Source organism: Rhodococcus sp. 5G237 (genome assembly GCF_053764735.1).
On sequence record NZ_JBSNCD010000004.1, the window covers coordinates 609,000 to 622,521 of the forward strand.

Here is a 13,522-nt window from a genome sequence, read left to right on the forward strand (position 1 = left end):
CGAGCGGGTTCTGTCGGGGAATCCGCTCTGCCACTCCGTTATTCCTCGTCGGGTACGAAGATGTCCTCGATGCGACGCCCGAACAGACGCGCGATGCGGAACGCCAGTGGAAGCGACGGGTCGAATCGTCCCTTCTCGATCGAGATGATCGTCTGGCGCGAGACCCCGAGTTCGTCGGCGAGCCGCTGCTGCGACCATCCGTTCTCCGCGCGCAGGGCCGCGAGCGAGTTGCGCACCCTCAGCCCTTCCGACGCTGCACGGCGTAGCGCACACCGAACGACGCGAAGGCCACGAGAATGACCGCCATCAGCGCGTGCAGACCCTCGACCTCGATCGGAGCGAACGCCAGAGCAGTACATCCCAGCCCCGTGACGAGAAGGATGTCGGTGAAAGCGCCCGAGGCGGCTTTCTCGTACCAGGACGCCTCGACCGAATCCTCGGGCCGGTCCGCGGCACCTTCGAGGGTCGACCGATCCACGAGAAGCACCCACGCCAGCGCCGACAGTGAGGGTGCGGTCGCCAGCGCGACCGCCACACCGGCGGCCACGGGATAGTCGGGCACCAACCCCAGGGCGGCCACCACCGCTCCCAGGACGGCTGTGGCCAGGATTCCGAGGGCGATCGCCGGCGGTACCGCGCCGATCCACCGCGAACCGACCCGCACCTTGCCCCACTTGCTCCGCCCCACCGCCGATCCGGCACCTCCGCTATCCATCACCGCTCCCTTCACCGTAAAGCACGCTTTACATGTAAAGGTAACTTAACAGCGCGTTCGGTGCGGCAGGAACGAGGGGTTCCGTTCGGCCGGCCAGGTGTCATGATGGATCGAGCAGATCGAGACGCCACGAGGCGAAGGGACTGCCATGGGCCTCTACAACGATCACGTCGTACCGCGACTGGTGAACATCGCCTGTGCACCGTCGTTCACCGAAGCGAACCGCAAACGAGTGTGCGCCGGCCTGAGCGGCCGCGTCGTCGAGATCGGATTCGGATCCGGTCTCAACGTTCCCTACTACCCCACCACCGTCGAGGCGGTCAGCGCCGTCGAACCCGCGGACCTCGGATGGAAGCTCGCACGTCCGCGCATCGACGGTTCCCCCGTGCACATCGAACGATCCGGCCTGGACGGTCAGTCACTCCCGTTCGAGGACAACACCTTCGACAGCGCACTGTCGACGTGGACGCTGTGCACCATCCCCGATGCCGACGCGGCTCTGCGCGAGGTACGGCGCGTCCTTGCACCGGGCGGCACCCTGCACTTCGTCGAACACGGACTCGCCCCGGACGAGAACGTCCGGCGGTGGCAGCACCGGCTCGAACCGATCCAGAAGCGCGTCGCGGGTGGCTGCCATCTGACACGACGGATCGCCGACCTCATCCGCGGGGCGGGGTTCGAGATCCGCGAACTCGACACCTTCTACGAGGAGAAGACACCGAAGTTCTTCGGCGCGCTGTCGCTGGGAGTGGCGACACCGGCCGCGTAAAGGCGGATAACTGCACAGCAACGTTTGCACACTTCCGGGGACAGATACACGGTGTCGACATCGAGCATGTGTCCGCTATGTCCGCGATGATTGCGTGCATGCCCTCGGACACCCTGCCACTCGCCACGCGCACGCTGTTGAAGCAACTCGACCTGGTTTGGCTCTTCACGGAACAACACGTCCTGCCGCGGATCGACGAGGCTGCCGTGCACTGGGAGTCGTCGTCGAATTGCGTGGGCGTTCGACGGGTCGACGGTCGTCTCGTCGCCGACCGGCCGGACGAGACGGCCGAGGCTCTCCCCGAGCCCACGATCGCGTGGCTGCTCTGGCACATCGAGTGGTGGTGGACGAACACCGTGGCGGTCTGCGGTGGGGGAACTGCGGTCGGGCCGGACGCCTACGAGTGGTCCGGCTCGACCGACCGCATCAGGGTTCTTCGCACCGAATGGGCCGCACTTCTCGAAACTGCCGACATCGAGACGACGATCGTCGGACTCATGCCCGAACCTTCACCCCTGTGGGAAGTGGCCGGGTGGGTCAACTTCGAACTGGCGAAGAATGCTTCGGAGATCAGTCAGGTACTGACGCGGAAGGCGAACGCTCTGAACTGATACTTCCGGCGCTCACACTGCGACGATGCCCGCGACCGGAATGCGCGCGTCGACCGCCTGCCGGAAGTTGATCATCGCGCGTTCGAGGTGGTCGCGGTTCGTCACGAGCACAGCGCCCGTGGCTCGCCGTTCGAGTAGAACGTCGTTGGTAAAGCGTGCGTTCTCGACGGTGGAGGTCGACTGCGATTCCTCGGTGATGCGCTCCGGCGGAATGCCTCGCACGACCAGCCAGTCCTTCATGGCCTGCGCTTCGGTGACGCCGTTGCGCGGCACGCCACCGGTGACGACGATCGGAGATTCCGGATAGCATTGCGCTGCACGAAGAGCCGCTTCGAGCCGTTCTTCGAGCACCGGCCGGATCTTGCCGTCTTCGGTGAGTCCGGCCCCGAGCACGACGAGATGCGTACCCCTCGGGTTCAGGTCGAGCATCAGCGGGAAGTGCGGTGTCAGCTTCTCGAGTTCGGTGCACGCGATGATCAGCGCGTCGATGGTTCCCTGGCACAGCGGGGTGACGGACAGTGCACCGTTCACAACGGTGTCGATTGCAGGAGTCGCGGCTGCCTGCCCCGTCGATACACCTACCGCGGCTGTGGCCGCGACTGCGGTCGCCACCACCGTGCGTCGCACAGCTCCCACGCGAGTCCCCTTCTTCCCGGATGTCGGCCGTGCCGCACTGTGCCATCTCGACGCGCACGTGTGGGAAGTTGGGGCTCGACGCGAAGAAGTCTCACCATATGCCGCGCCGGATTCGATGACGGCTGACAATCGGTTTTACATCCGAACCACTGGTCTATCCACGAACAAGCTCGACAACCGTTGCAAGAAGCGCTATTCGGATTAATCGCTACGCTTCCCATGATCCCAGGGAAGGCACGGGCAGAACGTGTGTTCGAGTTGACGACTTCGCACACCCGTGCGACCATCCCTCCACCGACCTGAATACAGGTCGACCCCGGAAGGTGCTACCAACACCTCACCGGGGTCTGGGCACACGACAGAAAGCGCTGTCATGCACCGTAGGGTGGAGTCTATCCACACGCCCTCGAGAGGCGTATTCCAGCAACGAGCCGGGGGCGCGTTCTTCCGCGCCGGCCGACACATACCCGCTCCCCCGGGTTCACACCCGACGTCGTGACTTCCCAGCCCTCCGATCCACCGTGATCGGAGGGCTCGAGGCGTTTCACCTGCATCGTCGCGCACGAGGGCCGTTCCGGTAGCCGAGGCGCGTCGACGCAGCTCGTCGCTCGTCTCCCACAGTCCGACGTCAGCGCGCCGACGCTGCGAGCCGGGGCCGTTCCCTGTCTCGAAACCGACTGGGCACCAGTATCCCTCGTCTCCACAGCTGGTGGTGGAGCACCCGATCGTGCGGGTCGACACGAACGACCGGGTCCAGTGCGAGCCGCACGTCCTTCGCGACGTGGGGCTATCCGTGCTGGCCGAGACGGTCTATCGGGGCATGGCGACCGGGCAGCCTTGGGGAAGGGGACGACGACTCAGGGACCCGAAGGGTCTCCGATCGGTCGAGGGCAGCCGCCCGCAGGGCGCCCGCTTCGTTCCCGATCGGATTCATCCTCGTTGCGCGAACCCCGGGTGGAGTGCTGTGATCGAAGCACGGGTCTACGGGAGGGGCCGACGTGACCGGCGTCGAAGAGTTCGAGAACCTGCGTCCACTGTTGTTCGCCATCGCCTACCGCATCCTCGGCAGCGTGACCGAAGCCGAGGACGCGGTCCAGGAGACCTGGGTGCGATACGAAACCTCCGGCGTCGAACCGGATTCGGCCCGAGCATTCCTGTCCACCGTCGTCACCCGGGTATCGATCAACATGCTCGAATCGGCGCGGGCGCGGCGCGAACGATATGTGGGCGAGTGGCTGCCGGAACCGATACTCGAGGAGCCGTACGACGATCCGGCGCGCTCGGCCGAACTGCGCGAATCGATCTCGACGGCGGCGCTCGTGCTGCTCGAACGTCTCAGTCCGCTCGAACGCGCCGTCTTCGTGTTGCGCGAGGCATTCGGATTCGGCTTCTCCGAGATCGCCGAGATCGTCGACCGCTCCGAAGCGGCGTGCCGGCAGCTCGCGGTGCGGGCACGGCGCCACGTCGATCAAGGTTCGGCGCGGTTCGACACCGATCCGCAGGCGCACGAACAGCTCACCGCTCGATTCCTCACGGCCTTCCAGGACGGCGACGTCGACGCCCTGCGCGACCTGCTGGCCGCCGATGTGCAGCTCGTCGCCGACAGCGGTGGCAAGGCACCCGCTATCCGCAAGGTCGTGGTCGGGGGCGAGAAGGTCATGCGGTTGCTGGCCTCGTTCGTCTCGCCCATGGGTCAGCTCGGCATGTCGCTCGAACTCCGCGAGATCAACAGGCTCCCCGGCCTGATCGTGCGGGATGCCGACGGCGCCATCGTGCAGGTCATGACATTCGACGTCGCGGGCGGGAAGATCGGCGCGGTCCGGGTGATGATCAACCCGGACAAGCTCGCTCATCTGGGGCGAGTGGCCGATGTGCGCGTGCTCGCCCAGAAGCTCCGCGACCTGCAACGACCCTGAATCCTCCCGATTGTTCGGCGCGGCATGTCACAAACGACATGCCTGTCCGGTCCTAGATGACGAGGGCTCCCCACAGAGCCAACGAACGGATCGGAGAAGCCATGTTGAACACACGCCCCCGTGTCGTCGTCATCGGCGGTGGATACGCCGGAACGGTCGCCGCCAACCGCATGAGCAGGAAGGCTGCGGTCACCGTCATCAATCCCCGGCCGCATTTTGTCCAGCGAACCCGGTTGCACCAGTTCGCGGTCGGCAACCACCATGCGTCCGGCGACTACCGCAAACTTCTGGCGAAGGGAGTCGACCTTCTGGTCGATACCGTGACCCGCATCGAACCCGGTACGAGCACCGTCCATCTCGCATCCGGCGGAACGGTCGGCTACGACTACCTCGTCTACGCCGTCGGAAGTACCGCCACGAGACGGGCCACCGTTCCCGGCGTCGAGGAATTCGCGTTCCCGGTGGCCGAATTCGAGCATGCCGAACGCCTGCAGTACGCGCTGAGCAGCCTCGAACCCGAGGCCGTCGTCACGGTCGTCGGTGCCGGTCTCACCGGGCTCGAAACAGTCGGCGAGCTGGCCGAACAGGGACGTCGCGTGCGCCTCGTGTGCAGCGGTGCCATCGGTCCGATGCTGTCCGAGAAGGCCCGTGCCGCAACCTACGAACGGCTCGCGGACCTGCAGGTCGAGATCATCGAGAACGCGCGCGTCACCCGTGTCGGACCCGACGGCTTCACTCTCGACGACGACACCGTCCTCGAGAGTGCGATCACCGTCTGGACCGCCGGATTCGGCGTTCCCGAACTGGCCCGGTCGAGCGGCTTCAGGACGGATGAACTCGGCCGGATCCTCACCGACGAAACGATGACCAGCATCGACGACGACCGCGTGATCGCCGCCGGTGACTGCGCGGCACCGTCGGGAGAGCCGGTGCGGATGGCATGCCAGTCCGCCCTGCCCACCGGCCTGGCTGCGGCCGACACGGTTCTCAGCCGCATCGCCGGTGAAGAGCCCGCGAACCTCGATTTCGGTTTCAACGGTGTCGGCGTGAGCCTGGGCCGACACGTCGGCGTCATCCAATTCCACGAGCGGGACGACACCCCGAAGGAACAGGCCTATTCCGGCCGAATCGCCTCGACGATCAAGGATCTCGGCTTGAAGGCCGCGATGGCGGGCCTGCGGGTCGAAGCCCTACGCCCGGGAACGATGAGGTTCCTCGAGGGCGGCCGGCATCCGTCGAACACCGCCACCACCGAGGATCGCTCCCGCACGGAGCAGCCGATGGCCTAACACCCGCTGAATTCGTCCTCTTTCAGAACCGACAGCACTGGGTCGCCTTCACCGATCGATGCTCCCACCGAGGGAGTCTGGTCGACGACGACCCAGTTCCTGTCCCATACCTGCGCGCGTCCCTGACCGGTCGCGTCGACGCTCGTGGAGTAGAACACGCCCGCCGCCTGGATGGTGTCCTGTGCCGCTTGGAGATCCATGCACACGACGTTCGGCATCACCGCAGTGGAGGCGACAGCCGCCACCTGCGTGGTGGAGATCCTCGTCGCGGGAGTGGTTTCCGGAGCGACGGTCCGCGCCGTGGTGGCAGCCGAGGTCGTGTACGGCGTGGTGGTCGTCGGTGCGGCAGCGCGAGGAGTCGTACTCGCGTCGTCCTTCGTGGGTGAATCCAGCCCGTCCGAGATGTCGCCGATGATTCCCATGAGGACGAGCAGTCCGGCGACGGCAGCGGCGATGACCACCCCGCGGCGGATCCTCGGAGGCTTCGGCGGCTCGGGCGGCGGCGCCATCGCCGCCCGCACATCCCCTGCAAGGAACGCGCGGTGGCCGGCTTCGGCTCGTGCGGCGATCGCGTCCTGCTCGGCCTTGATGCGCCTGCGGTGGTCGCGCAGCGGCTTGCCGATCGCGAGATATCCCAGGCCGGCCGCGAATGCGACGAACAGGATCGCGTCGGCCCCGTTGCCGTTGACTACTTCCACGATCGCCAGCCACAGCGTGATGGCGGCGAACATCCCCGCTACGACGCGCAGGTAGGGGACGACGAACTTCATGTTTCTCCTTCAACCCGACACCAGGCCCCGTGTGCCGCTGCTTTCCCGACTGCACACGCGCTGAATGCCCTCCTGAACTGGTGTCGGAGCGTCACCCCTCGTCGTTACGGGAGGCCGTTGATGGAGGTCATGCGGCCATGGTGGGTGCGATGGCCTCCATCTGCTCGATAACGAGCTTGGTAGCGCTGGTACGCCGGTCCGGCGGGTACTTGTAGCGCGCCAACAGCCGTTTGACCTGCGACCGCAGTTTCGCTTTGACGTCTTCGCGCACGCTCCAATCGGTCTTGACGTCGCGTTGCATGATGCCGATCAGTTCGCGCGCGATCTGGGCGAGCACGTCCTCCCCCATTTCCAGGAGGGCCGCTTCGCTCTGCGCGATCGCGTCGTAGAGCGACAGTTCGTGGTCGCCGAGCGGCGGGTCGAACCGTTGCCCGCGTTTCGCCTCGTCCTGCACTTCCTTGGCGAGTTCCACCAGGGCGGCGATGATCTCCGCCGAGGTCAGCTGGCTGTTGGTGTACTTGTTCATGAGTTCGCGGAGCTTCTGGGAGAACGCGCGTTGACGAACCAGGTTGTGGCGCGACACCTTCCGCGACTCCTCGGCGATGAGATTCCGGAGCGCTTCGATCGCCAGCGACGGGTGCTTGGCCTTCATGGTGCGCTCGAGGAAGTCACCGTTGAGGTCGGCGAGCGAGGGTTTCGGCATGCCTGCTGCACCGTAGATGTCGAGCACTTCCTCCGACTCGACGGAAGCTGCCATGAGGGCTCGGAGTGCGCGCTTGACGTCTTCGGGTACGGCACCGCCGTTCGCGCGCCGCTCCTCCGCATCGAGTTTCGCCATCCGCACACGCACTTCCTCGAAGAAGCGTGCGTCGCGCGCCAGTGGTTGAACGTCTTCGTGGGTGCTGCAGATCGCCCATACGCGCGAAAGTTGCGAGGAGTACTCGCGGAATCTGGTGGCGAGCGTCTTCTCGCCCTCGCCGACCTTGTTTCCGGGAGTCTGATCGTCGCGAAGGTACGCGACCGTGGCGATGATGGCGTCGAGCCACGCCCGCGGTCCCGGCGCGTTGCGGTGTTGACGCCAGTCGAATCCGTGGAGCATGTTGTCGAGGATCGTCATGCAGTTCTTCACTGCGTCGACGGCTTCGGCGACGGGACGCCCGAGCGGCTTGGTCTTGCGGTCGGATGCCGTGTACTCGGCCAGCGCTTCGGCCAGGTTGTCGGCGACCGGCGCGTACGCCACCAGCAGTCCGTCCTCTTTCCCGCGGAAGGTGCGGTTCACGCGAGCGAGGGTCTGCATCAGCAGAGCACCCTTGAGCGGGCGATCGAGGTAGAGCGTGTGCAGCGGCGGGGCGTCGAACCCGGTCAGCATCATGTCCTTGACGATGACGAGTTCGAGTTCGTCGTCGATGTCCTTGAGCCGCTTCTTGATTGCAGCGTTCTCGGAATCCCGACGAACGTGATCACTGATCGGGGGCTGGTCGGAAGCGTCGCCGGAGTACACCACCTTGATACGCCCGGAAGACAGATCGTCCGAGTGCCAGTCGGGGCGCAGCTCGACGATCAGCTGGTAGAGGTTCGCGCAGATCTCGCGGGTCGCGCAGACGATGAGAGCCTTGCCCGGGGCGGTCGGGTTGTCGTCCGATCCGACGAACTTCGCCATCTGGCTGCGCCGGTTCTCCCAATGCGTGACCAGATCTTCGGCGAGCAGCTTCAATCGGGCCGGTGCACCGTAGACGGCGTTGATGACGGCCACCGACTTCTCGATGCGGGCACGTTCGGTGTCGTCGAGCCCGGCGGTCACCTCGTCTGCGGACGTGTCGATCTGTTCTTCGGAAACTTCCTCGCCGAACGACACTTTCACGAGCCGGCTCTCGAAGTGAACCGGCACGGTCGCGCCGTCCTCGACCGCTCGGGTGAGGTCGTAGATGTCGATGTAGTCGCCGAAGACGGCCCGGGTGTTGCGGTCTTCGAACGAGATCGGGGTTCCGGTGAACGCGATGAGCGTTGCATGCGGAAGCGCGTCGCGCAGGTGCCGGGCGTAGCCGTCGAGACTGTCGTAGTGACTACGATGCGCTTCGTCGACGATGACGATGATGTTGCGTCGTGCCGACAGCTGCGGGTGACTGAGACCGGCGTCGCGCTCTTCACGGCTCCTGCCGAACTTCTGCAACGTGGTGAAGTAGATGCCACCCGTCGTGCGTCCGGACAGTTCCTGTCGAAGCTCTTCGCGGCGACGAATCTGCCTGGGCCGCTCAGGAAGAAGCTGCGAGCGTGCAAAAGTCTCGTAGAGCTGTCCGTCGAGTTCGTTACGGTCGGTGATGACCACGATCGTGGGGTTGGCGAGCCGGGGATGGCGGATCACCTGGTTGGCGTAGAGCTCCATCTCCATGGATTTGCCGGAACCCTGCGTGTGCCAGACGACTCCGGCCTTGCCCTCCGAGGCGACGGCTTTCACCGTCGACCCCACGGCCTTGGAAACCGCGAAGTACTGATGCGGTTTGGCGATGCGCTTGACGAGTCCGTTCTCGCTCTCGTCGAATGCTGTGTAGTTGCGGAGCAACTGGAGAAAGCGCTCCTGGTTGAACAGCCCGTAGAGCGCGATGTCGAGTTGGTGGTGGTCGCCGGTGGGTTCCACCGGTTGACCGTCGTCGTCGACGTTCCACGGCGAGAAGTGCTCGAACGGGGTGAACGGCGTGCCGTAGGCGGCCCCGACCCCGTCGGAAACGAGGCTGAGCACGGCGAACCGGAAGGCGAGGGGGAACTCGCGCAGGTAGGTCCGCAGCTGCGCGTGGGCGTCCGTCAATCCGGCGTATTGACTGCCGGCGTTCTTCAACTCCACCACGGCGACCGGCATGCCGTTCAGGTACAGGACGAGGTCGAATCGACGTTCGTGGTCTCCGCGGATCACGGTCACCTGGTTGGCGACGAACCAGTCGTTGGCGTCGGGGTCGACTGACACCAGGCGGATGGTGGGAGTTACCTGGACACCGGTGTCGTCGGTGTACGAGACCTTCCGCAGGCCTTCGGTGAGGTACTGGTGGATCTGCCGGTTCTCGGTGATCGCGTCGCTCGAGCCGGCTGTGGCGACCACGGTCACGGCGTCGTCCACGGCGTTCGGGGGCAGATCGGGGTTCAGCGCGGCGATGGCAGAGCGCAGGCGCGCAGGCACGAGCAGTTCGTCCCAGGTAACGCGTTCACCCGTTCCCGGTGCGATCTCGCTGCCGTGAATGTGGCGCCACCCGAGATCGCCGAGGGTCTCGAGAGCCATCTGTTCCCAGACGGCTTCGGTGAATCGGCCCGGGAAGTCCAGTACATCTGCCATGCCCACAACTTAGGAGCTGATCAACTCGGGAGCGAGAGGGGCGTTCCGATAAAGGGGGTTATCAATCGGAAACTCCGTGCATCCTCGGCCACCCCGCACGATCGGATCGTTCCACTTCAACGATCAGGAGATCGCCGTGACCATTCAGTTCGCTCCTGCACCCGCCGACCCCATCGAACCCGTCGAACGTGCAGAGTCACGCTTCTGGGCGGGCTTCGCGGTCGGCGTTTGTGCCGCGACGGTCGTCGGCGCACTGACCGCCACCGGTTTCCTCCTCGACGCCCGAATCTCCGCTCCGCCGCTGTTCACCATCGACGGAACGATCACACTCGTCGGCGGTTCCACCCCGAGCAGCACCCCCGGCTTCGAATGCGAAGGCGACCACGGCTACGACGACATCTCGTCGGGCGCGGCCGTCCGGGTGTCCGACGAAACCGGGACGCTGCTCGCTGAAGGATCGCTGACCGGCAGCGTCCGCGGAGGCGACTTCTGCACCTTCTACTTCACGGCTCCCGACGTGCCGCGCGGCGCGTCGTTCTACGACATCGCAGTCTCCCACCGCGGCTCCGTCTCGTACGACGAAGCCGAGGCCGACTCGGGTGTGCATCTCACTCTCGGCCGCTGAATCCGCTCCACTCATCGAATAGAGGTTCGTCATGACCATGCCCAACCAGCCCGGCGCTCCCGTCCCTCCCGCCGGCTACGGCCCCGTCCCGCAGAAGAAGCGCAAGAAGTGGCCGTGGATCGTGGGCGGAATCGTCGCCGTGTTCGTCATCGCGTCCGTCGCCGGCGGGGGCGACGAAGAGAAGCCCAGCACGCCCGCGAAGACGGATACGGCGGCGACCCAGGTCGTTGCTCCCGTCGTCGAGGACGAAACCGCAGCGATGAACACACCGGTCCGCGACGGCAAGTTCGAGTTCGTCGTCACCGGGGTCGAAACCGGCATCAGCACCCTCGGCGACAACCCGTACCTGGCGAAAGAAGCCCAGGGGCAGTTCGTCATCGTCACGATGACGGTCAGCAACATCTCGGATCAGCCGAAGAGCCTGAGCCCCAGCGACCAGAAGCTCGTCGACGAGCAGGGACGCACCTTCGGGCCCGACACCTCGGCCGCCCTGAACCTCGAGTCGGATGTGCCGATCTGGGACCAGATCAACCCCGGCAACACCGTGACGATGCCGGTCGTGTTCGACATGCCGGTCGACGCAGTTCCGACGGCGATCGAGCTGCACGACTCGATGTTCTCGAACGGCGTCACCGTCTCCCTGCGGTAACTGCCTCCCCAACTGCCGGTGCGCCCGAGGAGGGGTCGGGCGCACCGGTTCTCCCCACAATGTTCGTTCATCGAGTAAGGACCCTGTGCAATGTCGAACGACAAGTTGCCGGCGCCGGCCGGCTGGTACCCGGACCCCAAGGGCGGGCAGCGATATTGGGACGGGACGACGTGGCTCGACTTTCCCGAACCCGGATCCGACACCGGCGAGACGCCCGAAACGAAGCGTTGGTTCCGAAAGCGGATCGTCGTGGTGACGTTGCTGGTGGTGGCGCTCGCTGCTGTCGGCGGAACGGTGACGTGGAAGATCAACCACGACGCGCAGGTCGCCGCTCAGTCCTCTGCACTGGAAGAAGCCGCGAAGCGTGAAGCCGAGCGCATCGAAGCGGAACGAGCCGAGCAGGAGGCCGCCGACGCTGCGGAACGTGCTTCCCGGGCGTTGAGCGTGGCCAACATCGAGTCGAGCATCGAAGAGATGGCCCTCGAGCACGTGAACAAGGGCATGTTCGACGGCCCGGTGCTTTCGGTGAAGTGTTCCCCGGTCAACGGCGGATCCACCGACAATCTCAACGAAACCACCACGGTATTCGAATGTTTCGTCGGCACCGAAGATGTCGGGGGCGGCCGGATGCGCGGTTACAAGTACCACGCGACGATGAACTGGAGCAGTGGAGAATTCACCTACGGGTTCGGCGCGCCGTAGATCGTTCACAGGTGTGCTTACCCGGGGGTCGCCGGTGGTGGATGATTCCGATATGACTTCGGAAGCTCTGCCGCCGGCTACGCGCACCCTGATGAAGCAACTCGAGTTGATTTCGCTGTTCACCGATCAGCACGTGTTTCCCCGTATCGACGACGCAGCCGCGTATTGGGAACCGTCGCCCGATTGCGTCACCGTCCGGCAGGTCGACGGCAGGCTCGTTGCCGACTGGCCCGACGAGAGTGCCGAGGTCCTTCCCGAGACCACGGTCGCGTGGCTGCTGTGGCACATCGAATGGTGGTGGTCGAACACCCTCGTGGTGTGTCACGGAGGGAGTCCGGTTGCACCCGCCGATCACGACTGGTCCGGCTCGGTCAACCGGATTCGGGCCTTGCGTGACGAATGGGCCGGGCTCCTCGAAACCACCGATCCGGAGACCGTCGTCGTGGGCCTGATGCCCGACCCCACCCCACTCTGGGAGGTTGCCGGGTGGGTCAATTTCGAATTGACCAAGAATGTTTCGGAGATCGGTCAGATGCTGACACGGCGAGCGAACGCACTGTCCTGACCCTTGCGGTACAACCTATGCAGCCACGATGCCTGCGATCGGAATGCGGGCGTCGACCGCTTGACGGAAGTTGACCATCGCGCGCTGTAGGTGGTCGCGGTTGGTCACCAGCACCGCGCCCGTGGCCCGGCGTTCCAGCAGGACCTTGTTCGTGAAGCGTGCGTTTTCGACGGTGGACGTGGACCGCGGTTCTTCCGTAATGCGTTCCGGAGGGATTCCTCGTGCGACCAGCCAGTCCTTCATCGCCCGCGCTTCGGTGATGTCCTTGCGGGGCACACCACCGGTGACGACGATCGGCGATTCCGGATAACGATGTGCCGCACGAAGTGCCGCTTCGAGGCGGTCTTCGAGAACCGGGCGGATCTTGCCGTCTTCCGTGAGCCCGGCTCCGAGGACGACGAGGTGCGTGCCGCGCGGATCGAGGTCGAGCATCAGCGGGAAACGCGTGGTGAGCCGCTCCCATTCCGTGCAGAGGACGATCAGTGCGTCTATCGACCCCTGACACATCGGGGTGATCGACAGGATGCCGTTCACCACGGTGTCCGGTGCGGGTGTTGCGGTGGCGTGCCCCGTCGGAACCCCCAGTGCTGCCGTGGCTGCGACTGCTGTGGCTACGACTGTTCGGCGCACAACTCCCATGCGAATCCCCCTTCGCGATGCGGTCGAATGTGGCTGCGCGGGAGTGTGCCACGGTGTTTTCGTCCGGACGCAGAATCAGGACGAAGGTGAGGAAACGTCACCATAGAGAAGATCGGTCATGAGTATGCCTGACAACAGAACCGGTTTGTTCGACGTTGCCCGCCACGTGATGGGCGTGATCGATTGTTGAACCGTCCCGGGTTTGATGCACACCTTCATTCTTGGGAAGGTAAGCCTCATGCCGAAGAAGTACCCCGACGAGGTCCGTGAGAAGGCGATCCGCCTCGTCCTCGATCACCGGGACGACTACGCCT

General features: G+C 65.1%; 14 protein-coding genes. 8 read left to right on the forward strand and 6 right to left on the reverse strand.

Annotated features, from left to right (window positions below; all coding sequences use genetic code 11):
• Nucleotides 1-38 precede the first annotated feature (38 nt).
• Nucleotides 39-236, reverse strand: coding sequence for a helix-turn-helix transcriptional regulator (locus tag ACWPOC_RS12305; RefSeq protein ID WP_059382773.1), 198 nt, complete (start codon nucleotides 234-236; stop codon nucleotides 39-41).
• A 2-nt stretch (nucleotides 237-238) separates the two neighbouring features.
• Entirely contained in the window at nucleotides 239-715 is a 477-nt protein-coding gene (locus ACWPOC_RS12310) for a hypothetical protein (protein WP_120280660.1), read from the reverse strand.
• Between the two features lie 148 nt (nucleotides 716-863).
• Here ACWPOC_RS12310 and ACWPOC_RS12315 point away from each other — a divergent pair, with 148 nt between their 5' ends.
• A complete protein-coding gene (locus ACWPOC_RS12315) occupies nucleotides 864-1,484 on the forward strand; it encodes a class I SAM-dependent methyltransferase (RefSeq protein WP_059382771.1) in 621 nt (206 codons plus the stop codon).
• A gap of 98 nt (nucleotides 1,485-1,582) precedes the next feature.
• Nucleotides 1,583-2,095, forward strand: coding sequence for a DinB family protein (locus ACWPOC_RS12320; RefSeq protein ID WP_455408718.1), 513 nt, complete (start codon nucleotides 1,583-1,585; stop codon nucleotides 2,093-2,095).
• Between the two features lie 12 nt (nucleotides 2,096-2,107).
• Here the strand turns inward: ACWPOC_RS12320 and ACWPOC_RS12325 are convergent, their stop codons facing one another.
• Nucleotides 2,108-2,722, reverse strand: a complete 615-nt coding sequence (locus tag ACWPOC_RS12325; RefSeq protein ID WP_120280662.1) for a YdcF family protein — start codon at nucleotides 2,720-2,722, stop codon at nucleotides 2,108-2,110.
• 1,007 nt (nucleotides 2,723-3,729) lie between these two features.
• Here ACWPOC_RS12325 and ACWPOC_RS12330 point away from each other — a divergent pair.
• Both ACWPOC_RS12330 and ACWPOC_RS12335 read left to right on the forward strand, forming a co-directional pair.
• Nucleotides 3,730-4,647: an RNA polymerase sigma-70 factor gene (locus ACWPOC_RS12330; protein WP_455408719.1), complete on the forward strand. Its 918-nt coding sequence runs from the start codon at nucleotides 3,730-3,732 to the stop codon at nucleotides 4,645-4,647.
• A gap of 101 nt (nucleotides 4,648-4,748) precedes the next feature.
• A complete protein-coding gene (locus ACWPOC_RS12335; RefSeq protein ID WP_455408720.1) occupies nucleotides 4,749-5,936 on the forward strand; it encodes an NAD(P)/FAD-dependent oxidoreductase in 1,188 nt (395 codons plus the stop codon).
• Here the strand turns inward: ACWPOC_RS12335 and ACWPOC_RS12340 are convergent.
• On the reverse strand, nucleotides 5,933-6,706 hold the full coding sequence (locus ACWPOC_RS12340) for a PASTA domain-containing protein (protein WP_455408721.1): 774 nt from the start codon (nucleotides 6,704-6,706) through the stop codon (nucleotides 5,933-5,935). The two genes, ACWPOC_RS12335 and ACWPOC_RS12340, sit on opposite strands and share 4 nt — an antisense overlap.
• A gap of 127 nt (nucleotides 6,707-6,833) precedes the next feature.
• On the reverse strand, nucleotides 6,834-10,028 hold the full coding sequence (locus tag ACWPOC_RS12345) for a type I restriction endonuclease subunit R (RefSeq protein WP_455408722.1): 3,195 nt from the start codon (nucleotides 10,026-10,028) through the stop codon (nucleotides 6,834-6,836).
• 136 nt (nucleotides 10,029-10,164) lie between these two features.
• Between ACWPOC_RS12345 and ACWPOC_RS12350 the strand changes: the two genes are divergently transcribed.
• The 4 genes from ACWPOC_RS12350 (at nucleotide 10,165) to ACWPOC_RS12365 (ending at nucleotide 12,569) form a co-directional block, all read left to right on the forward strand.
• Nucleotides 10,165-10,653 carry a hypothetical protein gene (locus ACWPOC_RS12350; RefSeq protein ID WP_455408723.1) on the forward strand — a complete coding sequence of 163 codons (489 nt, stop codon included), beginning with the start codon at nucleotides 10,165-10,167 and terminating at the stop codon, nucleotides 10,651-10,653.
• A gap of 31 nt (nucleotides 10,654-10,684) precedes the next feature.
• Nucleotides 10,685-11,302, forward strand: a complete 618-nt coding sequence (locus ACWPOC_RS12355; protein ID WP_455408724.1) for a DUF4352 domain-containing protein — start codon at nucleotides 10,685-10,687, stop codon at nucleotides 11,300-11,302.
• Nucleotides 11,303-11,392: 90 nt separating this feature from the next.
• Nucleotides 11,393-12,004, forward strand: a complete 612-nt coding sequence (locus ACWPOC_RS12360) for a DUF2510 domain-containing protein (protein WP_455408725.1) — start codon at nucleotides 11,393-11,395, stop codon at nucleotides 12,002-12,004.
• A gap of 52 nt (nucleotides 12,005-12,056) precedes the next feature.
• Nucleotides 12,057-12,569, forward strand: coding sequence for a DinB family protein (locus ACWPOC_RS12365; RefSeq protein WP_455408726.1), 513 nt, complete (start codon nucleotides 12,057-12,059; stop codon nucleotides 12,567-12,569).
• Nucleotides 12,570-12,584: 15 nt separating this feature from the next.
• Here the strand turns inward: ACWPOC_RS12365 and ACWPOC_RS12370 are convergent, their stop codons facing one another.
• The gene (locus ACWPOC_RS12370; protein ID WP_455408727.1) at nucleotides 12,585-13,208 is read right to left on the reverse strand and encodes a YdcF family protein; all 624 of its coding nucleotides are present in this window, start codon (nucleotides 13,206-13,208) and stop codon (nucleotides 12,585-12,587) included.
• Between the last annotated feature and the right edge of the window lie 314 nt (nucleotides 13,209-13,522).